Annotated in this window: 19 protein-coding genes and 1 riboswitch; of the genes, 10 read left to right on the forward strand and 9 right to left on the reverse strand. The window is 62.7% G+C overall.

Going from position 1 to position 22,396, the window contains the following annotated elements; translation table 11 throughout:
- The first annotated feature begins 12 nt into the window (after positions 1-12).
- A complete protein-coding gene (locus OKC27_RS04905) occupies positions 13-2,865 on the forward strand; it encodes a valine--tRNA ligase (protein ID WP_182938423.1) in 2,853 nt (950 codons plus the stop codon).
- A gap of 70 nt (positions 2,866-2,935) precedes the next feature.
- On the opposite strand, the gene OKC27_RS04910 is transcribed toward OKC27_RS04905, so the two are convergent.
- Positions 2,936-3,922 (reverse strand): sodium:calcium antiporter, encoded by a 987-nt coding sequence (locus OKC27_RS04910; RefSeq protein WP_182938424.1) that lies wholly within the window; start codon positions 3,920-3,922, stop codon positions 2,936-2,938.
- 87 nt (positions 3,923-4,009) lie between these two features.
- Positions 4,010-4,117: riboswitch (yybP-ykoY riboswitch) on the reverse strand.
- A 172-nt stretch (positions 4,118-4,289) separates the two neighbouring features.
- Here OKC27_RS04910 and OKC27_RS04915 point away from each other — a divergent pair.
- The gene (locus OKC27_RS04915; RefSeq protein WP_005336432.1) at positions 4,290-4,877 is read left to right on the forward strand and encodes a superinfection exclusion B family protein; all 588 of its coding nucleotides are present in this window, start codon (positions 4,290-4,292) and stop codon (positions 4,875-4,877) included.
- 95 nt (positions 4,878-4,972) lie between these two features.
- Here OKC27_RS04915 and OKC27_RS04920 read toward each other — a convergent pair whose 3' ends face one another.
- A complete protein-coding gene (locus tag OKC27_RS04920) occupies positions 4,973-5,827 on the reverse strand; it encodes an AraC family transcriptional regulator (RefSeq protein WP_270805980.1) in 855 nt (284 codons plus the stop codon).
- A 4-nt stretch (positions 5,828-5,831) separates the two neighbouring features.
- Positions 5,832-6,329: a GNAT family N-acetyltransferase gene (locus OKC27_RS04925; protein WP_182938425.1), complete on the reverse strand. Its 498-nt coding sequence runs from the start codon at positions 6,327-6,329 to the stop codon at positions 5,832-5,834.
- Between the two features lie 161 nt (positions 6,330-6,490).
- Here OKC27_RS04925 and OKC27_RS04930 point away from each other — a divergent pair, with 161 nt between their 5' ends.
- Positions 6,491-7,939, forward strand: a complete 1,449-nt coding sequence (locus tag OKC27_RS04930) for a catalase (RefSeq protein ID WP_270805977.1) — start codon at positions 6,491-6,493, stop codon at positions 7,937-7,939.
- A gap of 463 nt (positions 7,940-8,402) precedes the next feature.
- Here OKC27_RS04930 and OKC27_RS04935 read toward each other — a convergent pair whose 3' ends face one another.
- Entirely contained in the window at positions 8,403-8,720 is a 318-nt protein-coding gene (locus OKC27_RS04935) for a DUF1496 domain-containing protein (RefSeq protein WP_182938427.1), read from the reverse strand.
- A gap of 223 nt (positions 8,721-8,943) precedes the next feature.
- On the opposite strand from OKC27_RS04935, the gene OKC27_RS04940 reads away from it, so the two are divergent.
- On the forward strand, positions 8,944-10,119 hold the full coding sequence (locus OKC27_RS04940; RefSeq protein WP_182938428.1) for a hypothetical protein: 1,176 nt from the start codon (positions 8,944-8,946) through the stop codon (positions 10,117-10,119).
- Positions 10,120-10,229: 110 nt separating this feature from the next.
- Positions 10,230-11,006, forward strand: a complete 777-nt coding sequence (locus OKC27_RS04945; protein WP_075111859.1) for a substrate-binding periplasmic protein — start codon at positions 10,230-10,232, stop codon at positions 11,004-11,006.
- A 12-nt stretch (positions 11,007-11,018) separates the two neighbouring features.
- On the opposite strand, the gene OKC27_RS04950 is transcribed toward OKC27_RS04945, so the two are convergent.
- Positions 11,019-11,867, reverse strand: coding sequence for a helix-turn-helix transcriptional regulator (locus OKC27_RS04950; protein ID WP_182938429.1), 849 nt, complete (start codon positions 11,865-11,867; stop codon positions 11,019-11,021).
- A 146-nt stretch (positions 11,868-12,013) separates the two neighbouring features.
- Between OKC27_RS04950 and tyrS the strand changes: the two genes are divergently transcribed.
- The 3 genes from tyrS to OKC27_RS04965 all read left to right on the forward strand — a co-directional run bounded on the left by tyrS (position 12,014) and on the right by OKC27_RS04965 (position 15,124).
- Positions 12,014-13,279, forward strand: a complete 1,266-nt coding sequence (gene tyrS / locus OKC27_RS04955) for a tyrosine--tRNA ligase (RefSeq protein WP_182938430.1) — start codon at positions 12,014-12,016, stop codon at positions 13,277-13,279.
- A gap of 187 nt (positions 13,280-13,466) precedes the next feature.
- Positions 13,467-14,378, forward strand: a complete 912-nt coding sequence (locus tag OKC27_RS04960) for a lipase family alpha/beta hydrolase (protein ID WP_182939804.1) — start codon at positions 13,467-13,469, stop codon at positions 14,376-14,378.
- Positions 14,375-15,124 carry a lipase secretion chaperone gene (locus OKC27_RS04965; RefSeq protein WP_182938431.1) on the forward strand — a complete coding sequence of 250 codons (750 nt, stop codon included), beginning with the start codon at positions 14,375-14,377 and terminating at the stop codon, positions 15,122-15,124. Before OKC27_RS04960 ends, OKC27_RS04965 begins: the two co-directional genes overlap by 4 nt.
- A 36-nt stretch (positions 15,125-15,160) precedes the next feature.
- Here OKC27_RS04965 and OKC27_RS04970 read toward each other — a convergent pair whose 3' ends face one another.
- From OKC27_RS04970 to sgrR, 4 genes are all read right to left on the reverse strand, one after another.
- Entirely contained in the window at positions 15,161-15,862 is a 702-nt protein-coding gene (locus OKC27_RS04970) for a hypothetical protein (RefSeq protein WP_182939805.1), read from the reverse strand.
- A 44-nt stretch (positions 15,863-15,906) separates the two neighbouring features.
- The gene (locus OKC27_RS04975; protein WP_040095454.1) at positions 15,907-16,302 is read right to left on the reverse strand and encodes an acyl-CoA thioesterase; all 396 of its coding nucleotides are present in this window, start codon (positions 16,300-16,302) and stop codon (positions 15,907-15,909) included.
- A gap of 263 nt (positions 16,303-16,565) precedes the next feature.
- A complete protein-coding gene (katG, locus tag OKC27_RS04980) occupies positions 16,566-18,743 on the reverse strand; it encodes a catalase/peroxidase HPI (protein ID WP_182938432.1) in 2,178 nt (725 codons plus the stop codon).
- 145 nt (positions 18,744-18,888) lie between these two features.
- A complete protein-coding gene (gene sgrR / locus OKC27_RS04985) occupies positions 18,889-20,592 on the reverse strand; it encodes an HTH-type transcriptional regulator SgrR (protein WP_182938433.1) in 1,704 nt (567 codons plus the stop codon).
- Between the two features lie 100 nt (positions 20,593-20,692).
- On the opposite strand from sgrR, the gene OKC27_RS04990 reads away from it, so the two are divergent.
- The gene (locus tag OKC27_RS04990) at positions 20,693-20,869 is read left to right on the forward strand and encodes a hypothetical protein (RefSeq protein ID WP_005336463.1); all 177 of its coding nucleotides are present in this window, start codon (positions 20,693-20,695) and stop codon (positions 20,867-20,869) included.
- Positions 20,870-21,020: 151 nt separating this feature from the next.
- Positions 21,021-22,289: an O-acetylhomoserine aminocarboxypropyltransferase/cysteine synthase family protein gene (locus tag OKC27_RS04995; RefSeq protein WP_182938434.1), complete on the forward strand. Its 1,269-nt coding sequence runs from the start codon at positions 21,021-21,023 to the stop codon at positions 22,287-22,289.
- Positions 22,290-22,396 lie beyond the last annotated feature (107 nt).

A 22,396-nucleotide genomic window follows, 5' to 3' on the forward strand; every position in this document is an offset into this window, starting at 1 on the left:
TACGGCGAGACCATGGAAAAGACTTTTAATCACAACGCCATCGAACAGGCGCTCTATCAGCACTGGGAAGCCCAGGGTTACTTCAAGCCCCACGGCGACACCAGCAAAGACTCCTTCTGCATCATGATCCCGCCGCCGAACGTCACCGGCAGCCTGCACATGGGTCACGCCTTCCAGCAAACCCTGATGGATACCCTGATCCGCTACAACCGCATGCAGGGCAAGAACACCCTGTGGCAGGCAGGTACCGACCACGCCGGTATCGCCACCCAGATGGTGGTTGAGCGCAAGATCGCCGCAGAAGAGGGCAAGACTCGCCACGATTACGGCCGTGATGCCTTCATCGACAAGATTTGGCAGTGGAAGGAAGAGTCCGGTGGCACCATCACCCGCCAGATGCGCCGTCTGGGCGACTCCGTGGATTGGGAGCGCGAGCGCTTCACCATGGATGAGGGTCTCTCCGCCGCCGTGCAGGAAGTGTTTGTCCGTCTTTATGAAGATGGCCTGATGTACCGCGGCAAGCGTCTGGTGAACTGGGATCCGAAACTCAACACCGCCATCTCCGATCTGGAAGTGGAAAACCGCGAGATCAAGGGCCACATGTGGCACCTGCGCTACCCGCTGGCCAACGGCGCCAAGACCGCCGAAGGCAAGGATTACCTCATCGTCGCCACCACCCGTCCGGAGACCATGCTGGGCGATACCGCCGTGGCTGTGAACCCGGAAGATCCGCGCTACAAGGCGCTGATCGGCCAGCACATCCTGCTGCCGCTGGTGAACCGTCTGATCCCCATCGTCGCCGATGAACACGCCGACATGGAGAAGGGCACCGGTTGCGTGAAGATCACCCCGGCTCACGACTTCAACGATAACGAAGTGGGCAAGCGCCACAGCCTGCCGATGATCAACATCTTCACCCTGGATGCCCACGTGCGTGCCGAGGCCGAAGTGGTCGATACCAACGGCAACCCCTGCACCGCCTACGACGCCGCCCTGCCAGCCGAATTCGCCGGTCTGGAGCGCTTCGCTGCCCGTAAGGCGATTCTGGCCAAGCTGGAAGAGCTGGGTCTGCTGGACGAGATCAAGGATCACGTGCTGCAACAGCCTTACGGCGATCGCGGTGGCGTGCCCATCGAGCCGATGCTGACCGACCAGTGGTACGTGCGCGTCGCCCCGATGGCCAAGACCGCCATCGAAGCGGTGGAAGATGGTCGCATCCAGTTCGTACCGAAACAGTACGAAAACATGTACTTCTCCTGGATGCGCGACATTCAGGACTGGTGCGTCTCCCGTCAGCTGTGGTGGGGTCACCGCATCCCGGCATGGTATGACGACGCCGGCAATGTCTACGTGGGCCGTGACGAGGCGGAAGTGCGTGCCAAGCACAGCATCCCGTCCGTGACCACCCTGCGTCAGGACGAAGACGTGCTCGACACCTGGTTCAGCTCCGCCCTGTGGACCTTCTCCACCCTGGGCTGGCCGAACAACACCGAGGCTCTCAAGACCTTCCACCCGACCGACGTGCTGATGAGCGGCTTCGACATCATCTTCTTCTGGATTGCCCGGATGATCATGATGACCATGCATTTCATCAAGGACGAAAACGGCCAGCCGCAAGTCCCGTTCAAGACCGTCTACATCACTGGCCTGATCCGTGACGAAGAAGGCCAGAAGATGTCCAAGTCCAAGGGCAACGTGCTGGATCCCCTCGACATGATCGACGGCATCTCGCTGGAAGATCTGCTGGAGAAGCGCACCGGCAACATGATGCAGCCGCAGATGGCCGAGAAGATCGGCAAGCGTACCGCCAAGCAGTTCCCGGAAGGGATCGAGGCACACGGTACCGACGCCCTGCGCTTCACGCTGGCAGCGCTGGCCTCTACCGGTCGTGACATCAACTGGGACATGAAGCGCCTGGACGGCTACAACAACTTCTGCAACAAGCTGTGGAACGCTTCCCGCTATGTGCTGATGAACACCGAAGATCAGGATTGTGGCTTCAACGGCGGCGAGATGCAGTTCAGTCTGGCGGATCGCTGGATCCAGTCCCAGCTGCAAGTGGCCATTCGTGACTTCCGCACCGCGCTCGATACCTATCGCTTCGATATCGCCGCGGGCGTGCTGTACGAATTTATCTGGAACCAGTTCTGTGACTGGTATCTGGAGCTGACCAAGCCGGTACTGGGCAAGGGTTCCGAGGCTGAGCAGCGCGCTGCCCGCCACACCCTCGTCAGCGTCCTCGAGACCCTGCTGCGCCTGGCACACCCGATCATCCCGTTCATCACCGAGACCATCTGGAAATCGGTCGCCCCGCTGGCTGGCGTACACGCCGACACCATCATGATTCAGGCCTTCCCGGAGTTCGACGCCGCCAAGGTGGACGAAGCCGCGATGGCGGATCAGGAGTGGGTGAAGGAGTTTATCGTCGGCATCCGCAACATCCGCGCCGAGATGAACGTGGCCCCGAGCGTGGCCCTGAACGTGCTGCTCAAGTGCGATGCCAAGGATAGCCAGCGCGCCGGTGACAACGAGGCCTTCCTCAAGTCGCTGGCCCGTCTGGAATCCATCCGCGTACTGGCAGACGGTGAAGTGGCTCCCCTGTCAGTGAAGAAGCTGATCGGCGCTACCGAGCTGATGATCCCGATGGCCGGTCTCATCGACAAGGACGCCGAGCTGGCCCGTCTGGCCAAAGAGGTTGCCCGTCTGGTGGGTGAGTGCGGCCGCATCGAAGGCAAACTCGGCAACGAAGCCTTCGTTGCCAAGGCGCCGGAAGCGGTGATCGCCAAAGAGCGCGAGAAGCTGGAAGATTACCGTCTCCAACTGACCAAGCTGGAAGCCCAGCAGGCCGAGATCGCCGCGCTGTAAGCGCCGCGTCTAACCGCTACAGCAAAGCCCCCTGACCCAAGGGGGCTTTTTCATATCCGCGCTTCCCGTTTCAGTTCACCAACAGCCAGCCGCAGAAGCCGAGATAGAGCAGCGCGACCAGCGCCAACCGCCCCGCAGTCATGGCCCCCTTTCGGAACCCCCACCACAGCAAGCCCACTGCCAGCAGCGTCACCAGCGAGGAGGCCATCATGGCGCCATCCAGCAGCCAGGGGGTAAAGAGCAGGCAGAACGCCTTGGGGATGGTGCCCTGGATCATCATGGCCCCGGAGATATTGGCCAGCGCCAGCCGGTTCTTGCCCTGTCGCACCCAGATCAGCACGTTCATCAGCTCCGGCATCTCGGTCGCGACCGGGCTCAGCAGCAGGGCTGCAAGCACCGGCGAGAGGCCGAACAGCTCGCCCATGCTCTCCAGCTGATGGACGAACAGCTGGGCCGCCAGCGCCACCACCACCAGCGCCCCCAGCGTCTGCAGCAGCACCTTGCCAAGAGGCGGGATCCCCGCATCGGGGGCCAGCTTGAGGGGCTCCGGCAGCTCGACCTCGTGGCTGTCAGTCTGTTTCAGCTCGCGCCGCACATAGACGAGATAGACCAGCACGAACAGCGGGGCCAGCCAGCTCTTGCCGGTAAAGACCACCAGCCCCAGCGCGGTCGCCACCAGAAAGATGCCGATAAACCAGCACTGATCCCGGCCGATTTCCCGCTGCACCTCGCCATCGATGGCCCGTTCGGTACGCCCCATGCAAAGCAGCAGGGTGAGACCGACCGCTGCATAGCCGATGGTGGCCAGTACCAGCGGCCCGCCGAGGGCGGCACCGATGCCAATCTCCTGCTGGGCAGTCGTGTTGCCCATCAGCAGGGCGGTCAGGGTCACGATGCACTCGGGCAGCGCCGTACCCACTGCTGCCAGCAGGGAACCGGTGGCGCTTTGCGAGAGTTTGAAGTGGTGGCCGGTCCACTCGATGCCGTTGACGAAGTATTCGCAGGCAAGGTAGATGGTGACCGCAGAGACGAGAAATAACAGCAGGGTAATCAACATAATAGATACCGCCAGGCGAGCAGAATAACCGATGGACCCGATATGGCTCGCCCGGCTGGCGTGCATATCGAGGCCAAAGGTCTTGCAGAGCGATAGTGCCTATCGCCGCCCATGCCATGGATACGAGGATCCAAGAGTGTTGACATGGGCCCGGCCCGGAATGCGGGCGGGTTGCTACTCCCCAATGACTGAGGGGACGTTTTAGCAACTCGACCGCCGCCTCACAAGGCAAATTAATGACAACTCATTCAATAAGTTGTAAGGGAATGTAACCTCGCCAGCCCCTCCTCCCCACCGCTATTGCGCTGTTGGCACACCGATTGCTGTAGGTAGTTCACTATCCACAACAGTTTGGGAAGGATGAACAATGAAACGGTGGATCCAACATTTCTATCAACTGAACCGCCTCAATTGGCTGATGGTCTGGTTGTTGCTCTGCTGCAGCATCATTCTGCTGTTTCCGGCCGGGCTGATGAAAGGGGCCGTCAGCCAGTGGGCTGCGGATCATGCGGCCTGGCTGGGGGTCGGCATGCTGATCGCCATCTCCTACTTCTGCAGTCAGGGCTTCCTGATCGCCTGGGAGTGGGCGTGCGAAGAGTGGCAGGCGCGCCGTCAGCAGGACCAGCTGGCCCAGATGATCGGCTTCCTCGACTTCAACGAGAAGGCGGTGCTGCGCGAGTTCGTGCTGCAGCGTAAAAGCGTCATAAACTTGCCGATCACCGAGCCCGCCGTCAAAAACCTGATGGATGCCGGCGTCCTCACCTACGCCTACGGCAAGCCGACCCGGGAGAAGGATGACGAGAACCAGATCCGCGCCCTGATGATCGCCCTGCCCGCCCGGCCGCTGCTCACCTACAAGGTGCTGGGGCTGTCGCGCGGCAAGATGAGCGACGAGCAGGTGGAGCAGATCATGAACGCCCGTCCCAAGTTCGCCCAGAAGGGGTTCCAGCGCTAAACGCCCCCAACCGCCAGATGCAAAAGAGCCGGACACTGTCCGGCTCTCTCGTTTCTGCGCGACGTTCTGCGCCGCCTCTTCCGTCTTGTTGTGCCCTACCCCTTGAGGCTGGAGCAGAAGCTCACATCCGCGACCTTGGTCACCGGATCAAAGCTGTGATAGAGCTCGAAACAGGGTCGATCATCAAATTCGAAACCGGCCGCCACCACCTCCCCGATATGCTGCTGCCAGAGCGCGGGATATTGGGCCGGGTCGGTCACGGTGAAACGTGACTGGCCATAACGACCACCCGCCAACTGCTGGATCTCCACATTGCCGCTGCCTTTGGTCCCAGCAGGAACGGTGACGCAGATATCGGTGCGGCACTGCTGGGGCGCGGTGATTTCGGGGTTGTCGTGGTAGATAAAGATCCACTCCCCCTCGGCCAGCCCCTGCTCGGCCGACCACTGGTAGAGCTGGTCACATACCGGTTCATAGCCAGTGCCGTAAGGGCCGGTCACCCGGATATAGGCCAGGGTGCGCGGGGCCATCTGTTCGGTTTTCATCGGTTGCCTCCTTTCATCAGAACGGCTTTCAGCATAACCAGCCTCACGGGCAACGGCGTGTCCATTCTTGCTCAGTTGCAGCAGTGAGGGTTGGCGGCGCAGCGTCCCCGGCGTCATGGCAAACTGCTTGCGAAACGCCTTGGCAAAGGCCTGCGAGCTGGCAAAACCGGCCGAGAAGGCAATCTCGGTCACCGGTTCCCGGCTGTAGCAGAGGGAGCGGGCAGCCCGCTCCAGCCGCAGGCGACGCTGCATCTCGGCCGGGGTTTCGCCAGTGACGGCGGTAAAGACCCGATGAAAGTGATAGCTGGAGAGCGAGGCTAGCTTGGCGGCTTCGCTGAGGCAGAGCTCGGGATTCTGCTCCAGCGCCCGGATCACCGGGCGCAATCTGGCCTGATAATCGACCATGCCGTTAGCGACTGGCGCCCCCCGCAACTCTGGCCATATGGAACACATCCACATAGCGTCCCTGCCGGAAGGCATAGTCGCGGGCCAGCCCCTCCTGAGTGAAACCGAACTTGCGATAGAGCGCCTGTGCGGCCTCATTGTCGGTATAGACGGTCAGTTCAATCCGGTGCAGGTTGAGCCAGTTATCGGCCAGATCCAGCGCCGCTGCCATCAGGGCAGAGCCCACCCCCTTGCCTGCCCAGTCATCCCGCACTCCCATGCCGATACAGGCCACATGTTTGCGTCTCGGATTGGACTCAACCAGCAGCGAGAGCTGGCCTACCAGCAGGCCGTCAACGTCGGCGACCAGTGCCACCACGCTGTCGCTCTCCAACCGCTTCTGCCACTGGCTAAGAGGAGACATAGGCAAGTGCAAAGTGCCCGCTTGGGCATTGGGCATGGCATAGAGATCCCGCAAGGCGGGGGCATCAGCGGGTTCGGCATGACGGATAGTAATCTGCATATGAGGCTCCTTCTCGAAGTCTCCATCATGCAATATCCGGCGCGGTTACACATCCCCTCCACGCACCCATTTGTCTTGCCTATCAAAGGGCGAGGAAAGGCCCATTGGCCGAGCACGGCGCAGATCCGTAGGCTGACCCCATATCAACAAGGAGAGAAGTCATGACTGACAAGACCCTGCACAGCGCCAACGGCGCCCCCGTCGTCGACAACAACAACAGCCTCACCGCCGGCCCGCGCGGCCCCATCCTGATGCAAGATATCTGGTTGATGGAGAAACTCGCCCACTTCGACCGCGAGCGCATTCCCGAGCGGGTGGTTCACGCTAAGGGCTCGGGCGCCTACGGCACCTTTACCGTGACCCACGACATCAGTCAGTTCAGCAAAGCCGATCTGTTCAGCGCCATCGGCAAGCAGACCCCGGTGTTCCTGCGCTTTTCCACCGTGGCTGGTGAGAAGGGGGCTGCCGACGCCGAGCGCGACGTGCGCGGCTTCGCCCTCAAGTTCTATACCGAGCAGGGCAACTGGGATCTGGTGGGCAACAACACCCCGGTCTTTTTCATCCGCGATCCACTGAAATTCCCCGACTTCATCCACACCCAGAAGCGGGATCCGCGCACCAACCTGCGCAGCGCCACCGCCGCCTGGGACTTCTGGTCACGCCATCCGGAATCCCTGCATCAAGTCACCATACTGTTCAGCGATCGCGGCATCCCCAAGAGCCTGCGGGAGATGAACGGCTACGGCAGCCACACCTTCAGCTTTATCAACGATGCCAACGAGCGCTTCTGGGTCAAGTTCCACTTCAAGACCGAGCAGGGCCACAGCTTCTACACCGATGAGGAGGCTGCCAATGTCGTCGGTCAGGATCGGGAGACCAGCCAGGCGGATCTGTTCAATGCCATCGAGCAGGGCGACTTCCCGCGCTGGAAGGTCTATGTGCAGGTGATGCCGGAGGCCAACGCCCAGACTTACAACATCCACCCGTTCGACCTCACCAAGGTGTGGCCGCACAGCGACTACCCGCTGATCCCGGTGGGCGTGCTGGAGCTTAACCAGAACCCGGACAACTACTTCGCCTATGTGGAGCAGGCCGCCTTTACCCCGGCCAACGTGGTGCCCGGTATCGGCTTCTCGCCGGATCGCATGCTGCAGGGCCGCCTGTTCTCCTACGGTGACACCCAGCGCTATCGCCTCGGCGTCAACCACGGCCTGCTGCCGGTCAACGCCCCGCGCTGCCCGTTCCATCACGGCGCCCATCGTGACGGTGCCATGCGGGCGGACAGCAATGGCGGCGCCAGCCCCAACTATCAGCCGAACCGTTTCGGTACCCAACAACCGAGCGAGCAGCACGAACCGGCGCTGAGTCTGGAAGGGGCCGCCCTGCACTACGATTTTCGTGACTACGACAACGACTACTACAGCCAGCCGGGCAACCTGTTCCGCATCATGGACGAGGGGCAGCGTTCACGGCTCGCCGCCAACCTGGCCCGCTCCCTTATCAATGTGGAGGATGACGCCATCGTCCAGGCCCAGCTCAAGCACTTCGAGCAGGCCGACCCCGAGTACGCCAAGCGGGTCGAACTGGCACTGGCCGCCCTGCAGCGCTAAGTCGCAAGCAGGCAACATCTGCAAACGCAAAACGGGGGCCTGATGGCCCCCGTTGTCATGATGCTGACGGTGATAAATAGAAAACGGAGCCCGAGGCTCTTTTCAATGCTGTATCAATCCCGGACGGAACGTGCTTCGCGCTCTTCCCGCTCCCTTGCCAACAAGGGTTTGAACCACCCGTTACAGCAACCAGGCTGTGCATTGGAAGAGTACCGCCGAGCTGGTGATAAATACAAAACGGAGCCAGAGGCTCCGTTTTTCAATGCAATATCAATCCCTTACGGAACGTGCTTCACGCTCTTCCCGCTCCCTTGCCAACAAGCGTTTGTACCACCAGCTACTGCGACGACGTTGTGCATTGGAAGAGCGACGAGCCATTTCTTAGGTTCCAGCCAAGAGAAGAAAGGAGCTGCATTATGCGACAGGGATCACGTCCATGTCTTTAGCTGGATCAAGAAAAGCCTCACTGACCCACGGAAATAGTCTTCTGATCTTTCGCCCCCCGGGTGGCAGGCAACACCACCGCAGGAGAGCGCCATGCCAGCGGGCCATTGCTCTCGAGATCGTTGAGCGGGCCGCACTCCAGCCAGATATCACCCTGCAGAATGCGGGCCCCTTCGGAATACTTCTGATCGGCAAACCAGCAGACCCGCTCGGGCAACGGGCCCAGTGGCAGCACCAGCTCGGGACTGGCAGACTCGCCCACTACTGTGGTTTTGGACGCGGCCAGGGCGGGAGCGAGCCAGAGGGAGGCCAGCAGGCAGAGCAGTACATTTTTCATGAGAGGGATCCTGTTTCGATGCGGGGCACTCTCGAAGAATCGACCAGCGCCGGGGTTTACTTGACTGACAATCATACTGCCTGCTGGCATTGTGGAACCAATATGGTAGCCTGCCAGCGCCTGCGGGCAGGCTCTCGCTGCCACCCGCAAACTTCCGGTGAATTTGTCACGTCCTGACAAAATATAACCTTATTTATCAAATCGTTATTTGGATATTATCCCAATGCGTATCATGCCGTTGCTTCAGGCGGCCTGCCTGAGCCTGATGTTGTCCGCCTGCGTTGCCCCATTGCTGATGATGAGCCCCACCAGCCAGCTGATGTGGGCCCTGCTCAAGCCACTGGTCGGCTTTGACCCGAACGAGGTCAATCTGTTCGAACAACCCCTGATCAAGGATCGGATGACCGCCATCCTTGGCCCCAACTACGACAGCACCATGCAGTTGCTCAAGACTGCCGACAAGTTACAACAGGAGGGGCCGCTTTTCTATGTGGTCTCCGAGTATGCGCCGGTGCCGGATATCGCCAAGCAGGCGGGGATGGTGTGGAACTCGCAAACCAACCAGATGTCGGTATTGCTGCAAAAAGGGGATGGCACCACCCTGACCTTCGGCGAAAATCTGGCGGGCACGGCACCGACCTGGCCAACCGCCATGCAGGGCTGGCAGACCCCCACCAGCCAGCTCACCCCGGCGGCCAATGCCCTGACCGGCACGGCAACCAGTCAGAGTGGCGTGTCCCCCTTATCCCTGGGCAGCGCTCTGGGCACCGTGACCCGCGGCGTCACCGGCTCGCTGACCGACAGTGCCAGCCAGACCATCAGCGGCGCAGCCGCCAACGCCACAGGACAGGCAGCCAGACAGGCCACCCAAGCGGTGAGCCAAGGCGCGACCGACCTGACCCGCAGTACAACCTCCGCAGTCACCGCACCAGCCAAACAGGCGGTAAGCAGCAATGCAGCCACAGTGACTCAAGAGGCCACCAAGGCCGTGGTCGCACCAGCCAAACAAGCTGTCAGCAGTGCCGCTGCGACCGTGACGCAAGAAGCGACCAAGGCTGTTGCCACTCCGGCCAAACAGGCCGTCAGCAGTGCCGCCGCCACCGCAACGCAAGAAGCCACCAAGGCCGTGGCCGCACCAGCCAAACAGGCGGTCAGCAGTGCTGCCGCCACCGTGACGCAAGAGGCAACCAAGGCCGTGGCCACGCCTGCCAAACAGGCAGTCAGCAGCGCCACCGCGACCGTGACACAAGAAGCGACCAAGGCTGTGGCAGCCCCCACCCAGCAGGCCGTCAGTGCAGCCTCTCATACGGCCGGAGAGAGCGTCGCCGATGCCGCCAGAGCGGCGGAGGCCAAGGCGCGCGCCAAGGCAGAAGCAGAGATGGAAGCCCTGCTCAAATAGACTGACAGGCCACCGCAAGGTGGCCTGTTGTTTTATCGCGCAGCCGGATCATGAACTTATGGCAAAGGCCACATAGACTGTTAGGTAACTACCCGCACAAGGAGTGCACCATGCGCCGCCTGCTCTCTGCTCTCGCTTCTCTCGCGCTGTTTATCGCGCTCCCGGCTCCGGCACTTATCTACTATTCGGAGCAGAACATGCCGCTCAATGGCCAGGATAACAAGGGTCAACCCATTGGCCTTGCAGTCGAGCTGCTGCGCCTGATGTGGCGCGAAATGGGGGTGCCGGAGCAACCGATCCACTTCCTGCCCTGGGCCCGCGGCTGGTATTTGCTGACCCAGCAGCCGGAGGCGGTGCTGTTTACCACGGCGCACACCAGGGAGCGGGATCCCCACTTCCTCTGGGTCTGCCCCATCAGCCACTCCAGGGTCTCGTTGGTCGGCCGCAAGCAGGATGCCCCCAAAGTGGCTAGCAAAGCGGATCTCGCCAAGCTGCTGATCGGCGTGATGCAGGCAGATGTGGGGGAGCAGTTGCTGCTCAACCGCGGGATTAGTCCGGGCAATATGATGGCGGTGGAACGGATGGAGCAGGTGGTACGCCAGCTCATCATGGCGCGTACCGATCTGGTGGCGGGCAACGAGGTGATGTTGCGCCATCAGGCCAAGGCGCTGGGTTTTCCCAGCGAGGATTTTGTCACCGTCGCAATTCTTGAAGAGCAGGACAACTGCTTCGCCTTCAATCTGGCGGCAGACAAACAGCAAATAGCACGTCTGCAACAGGCGCTGGACAAGGTCAGGCAGGGGGATGAATACAAGCGGCTGATGGCGCGCTACCAACCGCTCAACATGCTGCCCGAGACCAATCCCCCCATCCCGCGCCTCGAGTAACCCCGGCCCGCCCTATGGCGGGCTCGTTGTATCTCCCGTCGATGAGACGGGGGATGCCTCCAGCGGCGCCGTAATGAGGTGGTTCAGAAAGAGATGGAACAGCTCGGCCCGCGAGCCGAGCCGCAGCTTGCCGTAGAGATGCTTGCGGTGATTCTTCACCGTGCCGCTGCCAATTCCGAGCGCAGCGGCAATCGCCTCGGTATCCAGCCCCTGCAGCAGTAACCCCGCCACCTGCCGCTCGCGTCGAGTGAGCCTGTCTCCCCCCACACTCGCCATCGCCTGCTCCACCGCACTCCTGAGGCTGGCGCTGTCCGGCTGCGCCGTACTCTGGGCCAGCAACGGCGGACTCTGCTGCCACTGTTGGCGACAGAGCGAATGTACCAGCGGGAACAGCTGCTCCAGCCGTGCCAGCTCGTCGTGGCTGAGGGTACTGCGCTTGTCGAGGCGGCCAAGAAACAGCATCAGCGTAAGTCCGTCCCGCACCGGCAGGATCAGCCCCACCTCCTCCTGCCAGCCGGTGGCCTGATAGAAGTGATGGCGATATTCGGGATCGAGCCGCCCTTGAGAGACCTGCGCCAGCGTCCAGACGCCGGCAGGCAAGCCCTGTTCCAGCGCCTGCATAAAGGGATCCTGACTGAAGTGGCTGGTGAGGTAGCGATCAAACAGCAGAGCCCGCTGATGGTTGAGGTTGTCGTAGAGGTAGACGGGCCGCTGCCCCACCCCGAGCAACAGGGCGCAATCAAACGCCACCTGCTGCTGGATCAGCCGCACCAGCGCCGCCGGAAAAGCGCGGCTGTGCAGGGCATCGACCACCTCGGTCATGCTGCGGGTCAGGGTATCAGTGGCGAATGGCTGGGTCATGGTGGCACGTTTCCGGTGGCGGGGAGCGATTCTCCGCTATGGCGGAATGCTAGCACGAGAGTGGCAAAACTGTCCCTCAGGGGACATATCCGCCACCAGCCAGAACAGCGAGGATGACGGCTTTTCCCCCTGCTGTTGGAGACCCCATGATCAACCCCCACCTGCTCGATGAGCTGACCGAGCGCGGCCTTGTGGCCCAGAATTCCGACCCGGCGGCCCTGGCCTCCCACCTTGCCACCCCGCGTACCGTCTACTGCGGGTTTGATCCCACCGCCGGCAGCCTGCATATCGGTCATCTGGTGCCGCTCTTGATGCTGCGCCGCTTCCAGCTGGCGGGCCACACCCCGGTGGCACTGGTGGGCGGGGCAACCGGCCTTATCGGCGATCCCAGCTTCAAGGCGACCGAGCGCAGCCTCAACAGTGCCGATACGGTGCAGGGTTGGGTCGCCAGCCTGTCGGCCCAAATCAGGGCGCTGCTGCCCGCAGATGACGGCCTCTCGGCCCCACAACTGGTCAACAATGGCGACTGGATGGGGCAGATGTCCGCCCTCGATTTTCTGCGGGATATCGGCAAACACTTCTCGGTCAACGCCATGCTGGCGCGAGAATCGGTGCGCCAGCGGCTGGCCCGCCCGGATCAGGGCATCTCGTTCACCGAGTTCTCTTACGCCCTGCTGCAATCCTACGACTTTGCGGTGCTGCACCAGCGGCTCGGCTGCACCCTGCAGATTGGCGGTAACGACCAGTGGGGCAATATCACCAGCGGCATGGATCTCACCCGCCGCCTCCATCAGGCACAGGTGCACGGCATGACCCTGCCCCTTATCACCAAGGCGGACGGCACCAAGTTCGGCAAGACCGAGGGTGGCGCGGTCTGGCTCGATCCGGCGCTCACCTCCCCTTACGCCTTCTACCAGTTCTGGCTCGGCACCGCGGATGAGGATGTCTACCGCTTCCTGCGCTACTACAGCTTTATGTCGCTGAGCGAGATTGCTGCACTGGAGGCGGAAGATGCCAAGCGACAGGGGCGCAAGCAGGCCCAGCAGGTGTTGGCAAACGAGCTGACCGAGCTGGTGCACGGCAAGGCGGCGCTGGCGGCGGTGCAGCGCATCAGCGAGTTGCTGTTTAGCGGCGACGTGGCCCGCCTCGGCGAGAGCGATCTGGCCCAGCTGGCGCAGGATGGCATGCCGAGCAGCACCGTCAGCGGCGAGACGGATCTGGTCAGCCTGCTGGTCAGCTGCGGTCTGGCGAACTCCAAACGCATCGCCCGCGAGCTGCTGGCGGCGGGGGCCATCAGCCTCAATGGTGTGATCAAGCAGGATGATCAGCTGAGTGCCAATGATCGGCTGTTTGGCCGCTACCTGTTGCTGCGCCGGGGCAAGAAGCAGTACCACCTGGTGGAGTGGCAATAAGCCGCAGGGCGGGGAGCTCAGCCTCCCCGCCCGTGCCCAGGCGAGGTCAGGCCAACAACAATCTCTTTTGAATCCCGAGTTGCGATCCCCCTCACAACCTCTCCCGTCAGCAGCCACCATACTGGCACCGGCGAACATGGAGTACGCCACACAATCTGTTCCTCACGAATCAACAAGGATGCTGATGATGAAGAGATGGCTTCTGGTGCTGCTCTGCACCCTGCCCATGCTGGCACACGCCAGCGGATACACCCAGACCCGCTACCCCATAGTGCTGGTACACGGCCTGTTCGGCTTCGACAAGCTGCTCGGGGTCGATTACTTCTACGGCATTCCCCAGGCCCTGAGCCGGGATGGTGCCAACGTCTACGTGGCGCAGGTGTCGGCCACCGCCAGTTCGGAACAACGGGGGGAACAACTGCTCGCCCAGGTCGAGCTGCTGCTGGCGGCCACCGGCGCCGAGAAGGTCAACCTGATCGGCCACTCTCACGGCGGCCCCACCATCCGCTATGTCGCCTCGGTCGCCCCCGAACTGGTCGCCTCCGCCACCAGCGTCGGCGGAGTCAACTATGGCTCCGAGATTGCCGATCTGGTGCGGGCCAACGCCGCCCCAGGCAGCGCCGCCGAGAAACTGGCTGCCGCCGCTGCCCACGCCCTCTCCGGCATGATTTCACTGCTCTCGGGCGGGAGCCCGCTGCCGCAAGATCCGGTCGCCGCCCTCGACGCCCTCACCAGCAAGGGTGCCAACCAGTTCAACCAGCGCTATCCGGAAGGGCTGCCAAGCCAGTATTGCGGCGAGGGGCCGCTGCAGGCCAGCAACGGCGTCTACTACTTCTCCTGGAGCGGGCGCGGCAACCTGACCAATCTGCTGGATCCGGTGGATCCTGCGCTGGCGCTGACTGGCGCCTTCTTCAAGGAGCCCAATGACGGGCTGGTCGGGGTCTGCAGCAGCCACCTCGGCAAGGTGATCGGCACCGGCTACCGGATGAACCATCTGGACGAAGTGAACCAGTCATTCGGCATCCACCATCTGTTCGAGACCGATCCGGTCACCCTCTATCGCCAGCACGCCAACCGCCTCAAGGAGCTGGGCCTATGAAGATAGCCACCCTGCTCGCCGTGCCCTGCGCCATCACCCTGCTGCTTGGCGGGGTGATGCTCTGGCCCGCTGCACCGACGGCAGGCTCATCATCCGATCAAGCCAACCAGCATGCCCAAAGCCACCCGCACGATCCCGAGCAGGAGGCCGCCGATGCCCTGCAGGCGCGCTATCGCACCTTTGTCTCCGCCCAGAGCAGCCTGACGGTGCCCACCGAGATCTCCCTCGCCAGCTTGCAGATCCTGTTTGACGAGCGAGAGCAGCTGCGCCAGCAGAGCTTTACCCCGGCGGAGCAGGCCCAGCTGTTTGCCGAGGATCGGCTGATGGAGCAGCTGACCCTGCGCCGCAGGGCGCTGGCGGAGGCAAGAGACAGCGACAAGTCGCAGCTGGCCAGCGAGCTGGATCTCTGGCTGGCGGAGCAACCGGACTGGTTTCGCGAGGCGGAGGCCAACAGCCGCCTGCTTGGGGAGTTGCAAGAGCTGGCGCAGATGGACCCGGCCAAACGGGAGGCTCTGCTGCTGGAGACGGGGGGGCCGGAAGCGGTGGATCGGATGCGCCAGCTGGAGCAGAACCGGCAAGGGTTCGAGGAGCAGCTCAGCGGCTTTCTGGCCGAGCTCAGGCAACTGCCGAACGAGGCCCGAACCGAACAGCAACAGGAGCTGCTGGCCCGCTGGTTCGAGCCCGGACAGTGGCGCCGGGTCGAGGCGATCACCCGGCTCAAACTGGGGGAGCCACAAGCCGAATGAGAAGGGGGCCCGTGATGGGCCCCCTTGCTATTGCGCTTATTGCGGCTTGTTGGCCCCCGGCAGCGGCTGCCAGGTGAGGCGGGTCACTTGGGTGCCCTGCACCTCGCACTTGAGGCTCAGCTCCTGCCACCCCTTATCCTGACGCAGGGAGACCTCCCCTTCGATCCCCTGCTCGCCAATCTTCAGCTTATCCTGCTCGAAGATCACCTTGTCGCCGTGGGCGAGATCCATCAGTTTGCCGTTGCAAAGCCAGTGAGCGAGATCCGCCCCCTTCAGCTTGACGCCCCCCTTGGCCGCCTTCTGTTCGGCCGCGCTCACCACAAACAGCTTGCTCAGCTCGGCGGCCCGCTTGGTGAGCCACTCCTGACGCTGCTGCATGCTCATCTTGCTGACGAACTCGGCGGGCTGACCCTTCTCGTCCAGCCACTGGGTCAGCTTGCCGCTGTCATCAAAGGCGAACTGGGCGGCGGGCTCTTTGACCCCGAACAGCCTGCCGCCCTTGAAGTAGTAGCGGCTCTCCCCTTCCAGCTTGCCCAGCTCGTTCATGATGGGCACGGCGATGATGACGGGGGCGCCATCGATCCAGGCCTTGATATCGACGCCGTCATGGCTGAATTGACGGGTATCGAGGGCGCTCTCGGCCCCCTTCTCCATCAGGGTAAACTGCTCGGCGAGAGAAGCGGCCAGAGAAGGGAGGGAGCAGAATCCCAGGGTCAGCGCGATCGCTGTGTTGCGCATTGAGTTGTACATAGCACTCCTGTGATGGGCCATCCGGCCCGTGGTTAACTCTCTGTCAGCCAGGCCCGCAGCCCTTCCCGGTGAGCATCGCTCAGGGGCAGGGATTGGCGGGCCCGGTAGTCAAAATGGATCAGGGTCGTTTCGGCGGTGACGGCCAGTTCGCCGCCCTGCCAGGCCTCCTGCCAGACCGTAAAGGAGCTGGTGCCGATGCGGCGCACACCGGTCTTGATGGTGACCGGCTGGCCGTAGAACAGCTCCCGTTTGAACTGCACTGTGTAGCCCGCGATGATCAGATGCCAGTTATGCACATCCAGCTCGGGAGAGAAGATCCGGAACAGGGGATCCCGCGCCGATTCGAACCAAACCGCCGGTACCGTATTGTTGATATGGCCGAGGGCATCCGTCTCTTGAAAGCGGGGTTGGATCTGCATTTCCAGCATGGGTGACTCCTTGTCTCTTTGTTTCTGTCCTTGTCCGGTCATGGGACATCAGTGGCCAATGGGTGGCAGCCGGGCATCATCAGCGGATCAGCATGTTACATGATACTGCTGGCCCAAGCACAGGGATGCCAGCGGCCCTGCGCGACCGGCCAGCGAGTGTCGCAGCGCGGCGGGTTGTGGGGCTATGCAAAAAAGCGGGCAGTAAAAAGCCCCGCACACCTTGGGTGTGCGGGGCTGGGGCAGATAACCAAACGACTCGGGGGCTAGCCCAACAGATCGAAGCGATCCGCATTCATCACCTTGTTCCAGGCGGTGATGAAGTCACAGACAAACCTATCCTTGTTGTCATCCTGGGCATAGACCTCGGCATAGGCACGCAGCACCGAGTTGGAGCCGAACACCAAATCCACCCGGGTGGCCGTCCACTTCAGGGCGCCGCTGCGGCGATCGCGGATCTCGTAGAGATTGCTCGCTTTCGGCAGCCACTGGTAACCCATGTCGGTCAGGTTGACGAAGAAGTCGTTGCTGAGTACCCCGACCCGATCGGTAAAGACTCCGTGCGCGGTGCCGCCGTGGTTGGTGCCGAGCACTCGCATCCCGCCGACCAGCGCCGCCATCTCGCAGGCGGTGAGCCCCATCAACTGGGCGCGATCCAGCAGCAACTCCTCCGCCATCACCACATAGTCCTGCTTCAGCCAGTTGCGGAAGCCGTCGGCCAACGGTTCCAGCACCTCGAACGAGGCCACATCGGTCTGGGCCTGAGTGGCGTCCCCCCGGCCCGGCGCAAACGGCACTCTCACCGTCACCCCGGCGGCCTGCGCAGCCTGCTCGATGGCGAGGTTGCCCCCCAGCACGATGAGATCCGCGACACTGACGCCACACTCGGCTGCCAGCTTGTCATAGACCGCCAGCACCTTCGCCAGCCGCGCCGGTTCGTTGCCCGGCCAATCCTTCTGTGGCGCCAGCCGGATGCGGGCGCCGTTGGCACCGCCCCGCTTGTCGGAGCCACGGAAGGTACGGGCGCTATCCCAGGCGGTAGTGACCCGCTCGCTGATGGAGAGGCCGCTGGCGGCAATCCTGGCCTTCACCGCCGCCACATCATAATCGGCGCGGCCAGCAGGCACCGGATCCTGCCAGATCAGATCTTCTGTCGGCACATAGGGGCCAACATAGCGGCTCTTCGGCCCCATATCTCTGTGGGTCAGCTTGAACCAGGCGCGGGCGAAGGCGTCGGAGAAGGCCGCCGGATCATCGCGGAAGCGCTCGGCAATCTTGCGATAGGCGGGGTCGAATTTGAGCGCCATGTCGGCATCCGTCATCATGGGTTTGCAGCGGATCGACGGGTCCTCCACATCCACCGGCATATCCGCCTCGGCGATATTGATTGGCTCCCACTGATGGGCCCCCGCCGGAGATTTTTGCAACCACCAGTCGTACTTGAACAACAACTCGAAGTAGCCGTTGTCCCATTGGGTCGGGTGGGTGGTCCAGGCCCCTTCGATGCCGCTGGTCACTGTGTTGCGGCCGATGCCGCGGCTGTGGTGATTGATCCAGCCGAGCCCCTGCTCCTCGAGGCTGGCCCCTTCCGGCTCGGGGCCGAGCTGTTTAGCATCGCCGCTGCCGTGGGCCTTGCCGACGGTGTGGCCACCGGCGGTCAGCGCCACCGTCTCTTCATCATCCATCGCCATGCGGGCGAAGGTGACCCGCATATCCTGCGCGGTTTTCAGCGGATCGGGCTGGCCATCCACCCCTTCCGGGTTAACGTAGATAAGCCCCATCATCACCGCCGCCAGCGGGTTTTCCAGATCCCGCTCGCCGGAGTAGCGACCGCCCGGCTTGCCGCTGGGCGCCAGCCACTCCTGCTCCGATCCCCAGTAGATATCCTTCTCCGGGTGCCAGATATCCTCGCGGCCAAAGGCGAAACCGAAGGTCTTGAGTCCCATGGACTCATAAGCCACGGTGCCCGCTAGAATGATCAGATCGGCCCAGCTGATCTTGTTGCCGTACTTCTTCTTGATGGGCCACAGCAGGCGACGGGCCTTGTCGAGGTTGGCGTTGTCCGGCCAGGAGTTGAGGGGGGCGAAACGCTGGTTGCCGCTGCCGCCACCGCCGCGACCATCGGCGATGCGATAAGTCCCGGCCGAGTGCCAGGCCATGCGGATCATCAGGCCACCGTAGTGACCCCAGTCGGCGGGCCACCAATCCTGACTGTCGGTCATCAGGGCGGTCACATCCTGCTTGAGGGCCGCCATATCGAGCCCCTTCAAGGCTTGCCGATAGTTGAAGCCGGCCCCCAGCGGATGGGTCTTGGTATCGTGTTGGTGAAGAATGTCGAGGTTGAGGCTCTTCGGCCACCACGCCATTCTGGACGTCTCGACGGAGGTGGTCCCCCCGTGCATGACCGGGCATTTTCCTGCGGAACTGTCTGAATTGTTGCTCATCGTTTTCCTCATTTGCTCTGCTGTCCATAACCTGAAACAGCATGGCACAGAGGCGTGACACAAACTGTGCAACGGCAGCCGCTTTACGGATCTTTCACGCAAGCGGCCCCGGAGCGCCCGTCAGCCGTGGCAGGAATGGGACGAACTATGGCGCCTCTGCGGGCTGATGGATCGATTCGGGCCGCAGCCAGGCGCTGCGAAAATCGAACCAGCCGAGCGCCGTCATCCGCACCCCGTGCACGCCGACCCGGCTCTCCAGCTCCAGCCAGTGGTGAAACAGCGGCACAAACCAGCTCTGCTGCTGCACCGTTGCCAGCAGGGCGCGTGGCCCCGGCTCCTCACCGCTGGCCCGCCACTGCATCAGCCCTTGCCACAGCTCGTGCTGGCTGCCCCACACCTTGCGCAGCAGCGGGGTGCCCTGCAACCAGACGTAGGGGGCAAAGGTGCCGGCATGTTCGAGGTTGAGGGTGCCGAGCCAGAGATCCACATCCTCATCCTCGCCGCTTACCCAGCGACCGTAATCGAGAGTGCGCACCTCCAGCTGGATCCCCTGTTCGGCCAGCAGGCTGCTCATGGCGTTGGCGCACTCGTTGAATTCCAGATGCTGGTTGAAGCAGGCGAGCACCAGTCTTCCCGGCAACTGCGTCGGTGTGGGCAAGGGCGCGGGCAGCGCTTCGCGCCAGTGGGGCAGCAGACCGAGGGCGCTGGTCCAGCCCCGTTGCAACTCGGGGGCGACCCGCCCCATCAGAGCCACCGGATTGAGCAGTTGGCCGAGCCACTGCCGCAGGGCGGGATCCTGCAAGGATCCGGAACGATCGTCCTGCAGCAGGAAGTAGCAGCCCGACTCCAGCTCCGATTCGCCGCGCATGGTGCCGAGCTCAGGGCTGTCGCGCCCCAGCTGCAGGTGGGTCTCCAGTCTCTCCGCCAGCTCTGGCAGCATCCAGATGTCGATCTCGTCGAGCAGGGCGCGCAGGCCGAAGTAGTCGTCGAATGCCGCAAGGCAGAGATGCAGCGGATCGTTGGCTGCCACCCGGTAGGGGCCGGTGCCCACCGGTTGCAGGGCAAAGCCCGCCTCCCCCTTGAGCTCCCGCGGCAAGATGGTGGCCACCGGCTCTGCCAGCAGGTGGGGCAGCCAGGGATCCGGGCTGTCGAGATAGAGATCCAGCGTGCGCGGCCAGGGGCTCTCCAGCCGATCCAGATGGGCGAACAGCGGGCGATCCCGCAGGGCCAGCAGACTCTCCATCACATCCTCCACCACCAGCTCGCGGCCGTGGTGAAAGCGCACCGCCGGACGCAGGTAAAAGCGCCAGTGGCAGGGGCCCAGACACTCCCAGTGGTGGGCCAGATCCCCTTCGATTTCCCCATTTTCCTCATTTCGCCGGGTCAGACCGTTGAAGATTTGGCGGCTCAGGTGAATTTCGGAGCGGCGCATCGGGCCGGTGGGCAGCAACTGCGGCAGCGGTCGGTAGTAGGGCACCCGCAGGATCTGGCGCCCCTCGCGAGTAGCCTGACCGAGCTGTTCGATCAGCAGCGGGGTGAGCAGATCGAGACGATCTTCGGCCAGCCGCACCGCCTGTGCCAGCTGGCCCTGACTGAGCAGATCCCGCAAGCGGCGCCGGGTCAAACTCTCCTGACTGTCGAGCAGAGTGAGCCGGGAGCGCCGTCCCCTGCCCGCTTCCGCCGTCCAGTTGAGCCAACCCTGATCCTGCATCCGCCGCAGCAGCAGACGTGCATTGCGCGGGGTGCAGCAGAGCAGATCCGCCACCTCGGCAAGGCTGATCTCCCGCTCATCGCTGCCAAGCAGCTGGGCGAGTCGTTGAAATTGCTGGTAGAGGCGACCGGTCGGCATAAAAGAGGAAATCCTGTTGCTGTAAGTCATCAGTTTTTACTTCCGCATTTTAGCTCAATACTGCTGGCGAACGTGAGAACCACCGCACAGGAGCACCATCATGAGCCACGCCAACCCCCTCAAACCGAACCGGATCCAGCAGACTTTGCGCCGTTACTTCAAGCGGATCCTGCCGCGCCCGCTGCCACTTATCGAGGATCCCATGCAGCAGCTCAACCGCCTGATGCAGTGGGATATGAACCAGATCGATGACAAGGAGTATCGCCGTCGCCTCTGAGTACGGCAGGCCTGCCCGCCATCGGGACGCACATCCCCTGCGGGCGACATTGCTTTGCCGGATCTTGCTGTTTACATCGGCCACGGGCCTGATAGATTGGACGTCTATCCATCTATAAATGCCATAAGCAACATCCAACAAGGAGTGTGTGATGAAAGATGCGACCCTGGCCCTGCACCACGGCTTTTCCAGCGACCCCACCACCAAGGCCGTTGCCGTGCCCATCTACCAGACGGTGGCCTACGAGTTCGAGAGCGCCCAGCATGGGGCGGATCTGTTCAATCTGGCGGTGCCGGGCAACATCTACACCCGCATCATGAACCCCACCAACGATGTGCTGGAGCAGCGAATGGCCGCGCTGGAAGGGGGCATCGCCGCGCTGGTGGTCTCCGCAGGTTCCGCCGCCATCACCTACGCCATTCAGGCGCTGACCGCCGCCGGTGACAATATCGTCTCCACGCCCCAACTCTATGGCGGCACCTACACCCTGTTCGCCCACATGTTGCCGAGTTTCGGGGTCGAGGTGCGCTTCGCCAAGGACGACAGCGCCGAGGCCATCGCCGCCCTGATCGACGACAAGACCAAAGCGGTCTACTGCGAGAGCATCGGCAACCCGGCAGGCAACATCGTCGATCTGGCTGCGCTGGCCAAGGCGGCTCACGCCCGTGGCGTGCCGCTCATCGTCGACAACACGGTCGCCACGCCGGTCTTGTGCAAACCCATCGAGCACGGCGCCGACATAGTCGTGCACAGCCTGACCAAGTACGTGGGCGGTCACGGCAACTCGCTGGGTGGCGTAGTGGTCGACTCGGGCAAGTTCCCCTGGGCGGATCACGCCGAGCGCTTCCCCCAGCTGACCAAACCCGAGCCCTCCTACCACGGGGTGGTCTATACCGAGGCCTTTGGCCCGGCCGCCTTTATCGGTCGGGTGCGCACCGTGCCGCTGCGCAATACCGGCGCGGCGCTGGCGCCGATGAACGCCTTCCTGCTGCTGCAAGGGCTGGAGACCCTGAGCCTGCGCATGGAGCGCCATGTGGATAACGCCCTGCGGGTCGCCAACCACCTCAAGCATCACCCCAAGGTAGCCTGGGTCAGCTACGCCGGTCTGCCGGGTCACCCCCACTATCTGCTGGCAGAGAAGTATATGGCCGGTCGCCCCTCAGCCATTCTCTCGTTCGGCCTGAAAGAAGGTTACGAGGCGGGCGTGCGCTTCTACGATGCGCTGAAGATCTTCAAGCGGCTGGTCAATATCGGCGATGCCAAGTCGCTGGCCTGCCACCCCGCCTCCACCACCCATCGCCAGCTGAGCGAGGCCGAGCAGGCCAAGGCTGGAGTGAAACCGGAGATGATCCGGCTATCGGTGGGGATCGAAGCGATCGAGGACATACTGGCGGATCTGGATCAGGCACTGGAGGCCTAAGTCAGTCAACGAGGGAGCGGGCATCAGCCCTAATGCCGATCAGTTAAGGATCCATTGACCGATCCTCCTGATGTGTAAAAATCCGAAACCTGTTGATTGGTTTCGGA

This window comes from Aeromonas sp. QDB62 (assembly GCF_027705695.1).
GTDB classification, from domain to species: domain Bacteria; phylum Pseudomonadota; class Gammaproteobacteria; order Enterobacterales; family Aeromonadaceae; genus Aeromonas; species Aeromonas allosaccharophila.

Excerpts from the sequence above, each read along its gene's own strand:
- OKC27_RS04905 (WP_182938423.1), top strand. The coding sequence starts at position 13 with ATGGAAAAGACTTTTAATCACAACGCCATCGAACAGGCGCTCTATCAG.
- OKC27_RS04910 (WP_182938424.1), bottom strand. The coding sequence starts at position 3,922 with ATGTTGATTACCCTGCTGTTATTTCTCGTCTCTGCGGTCACCATCTAC.
- OKC27_RS04915 (WP_005336432.1), top strand. The coding sequence starts at position 4,290 with ATGAAACGGTGGATCCAACATTTCTATCAACTGAACCGCCTCAATTGG.
- OKC27_RS04920 (WP_270805980.1), bottom strand. The coding sequence starts at position 5,827 with ATGGTCGATTATCAGGCCAGATTGCGCCCGGTGATCCGGGCGCTGGAG.
- OKC27_RS04925 (WP_182938425.1), bottom strand. The coding sequence starts at position 6,329 with ATGCAGATTACTATCCGTCATGCCGAACCCGCTGATGCCCCCGCCTTG.
- OKC27_RS04930 (WP_270805977.1), top strand. The coding sequence starts at position 6,491 with ATGACTGACAAGACCCTGCACAGCGCCAACGGCGCCCCCGTCGTCGAC.
- OKC27_RS04935 (WP_182938427.1), bottom strand. The coding sequence starts at position 8,720 with ATGAAAAATGTACTGCTCTGCCTGCTGGCCTCCCTCTGGCTCGCTCCC.
- OKC27_RS04940 (WP_182938428.1), top strand. The coding sequence starts at position 8,944 with ATGCGTATCATGCCGTTGCTTCAGGCGGCCTGCCTGAGCCTGATGTTG.
- OKC27_RS04945 (WP_075111859.1), top strand. The coding sequence starts at position 10,230 with ATGCGCCGCCTGCTCTCTGCTCTCGCTTCTCTCGCGCTGTTTATCGCG.
- OKC27_RS04950 (WP_182938429.1), bottom strand. The coding sequence starts at position 11,867 with ATGACCCAGCCATTCGCCACTGATACCCTGACCCGCAGCATGACCGAG.
- tyrS (WP_182938430.1), top strand. The coding sequence starts at position 12,014 with ATGATCAACCCCCACCTGCTCGATGAGCTGACCGAGCGCGGCCTTGTG.
- OKC27_RS04960 (WP_182939804.1), top strand. The coding sequence starts at position 13,467 with ATGAAGAGATGGCTTCTGGTGCTGCTCTGCACCCTGCCCATGCTGGCA.
- OKC27_RS04965 (WP_182938431.1), top strand. The coding sequence starts at position 14,375 with ATGAAGATAGCCACCCTGCTCGCCGTGCCCTGCGCCATCACCCTGCTG.
- OKC27_RS04970 (WP_182939805.1), bottom strand. The coding sequence starts at position 15,862 with ATGCGCAACACAGCGATCGCGCTGACCCTGGGATTCTGCTCCCTCCCT.
- OKC27_RS04975 (WP_040095454.1), bottom strand. The coding sequence starts at position 16,302 with ATGCTGGAAATGCAGATCCAACCCCGCTTTCAAGAGACGGATGCCCTC.
- katG (WP_182938432.1), bottom strand. The coding sequence starts at position 18,743 with ATGAGCAACAATTCAGACAGTTCCGCAGGAAAATGCCCGGTCATGCAC.
- sgrR (WP_182938433.1), bottom strand. The coding sequence starts at position 20,592 with ATGCCGACCGGTCGCCTCTACCAGCAATTTCAACGACTCGCCCAGCTG.
- OKC27_RS04990 (WP_005336463.1), top strand. The coding sequence starts at position 20,693 with ATGAGCCACGCCAACCCCCTCAAACCGAACCGGATCCAGCAGACTTTG.
- OKC27_RS04995 (WP_182938434.1), top strand. The coding sequence starts at position 21,021 with ATGAAAGATGCGACCCTGGCCCTGCACCACGGCTTTTCCAGCGACCCC.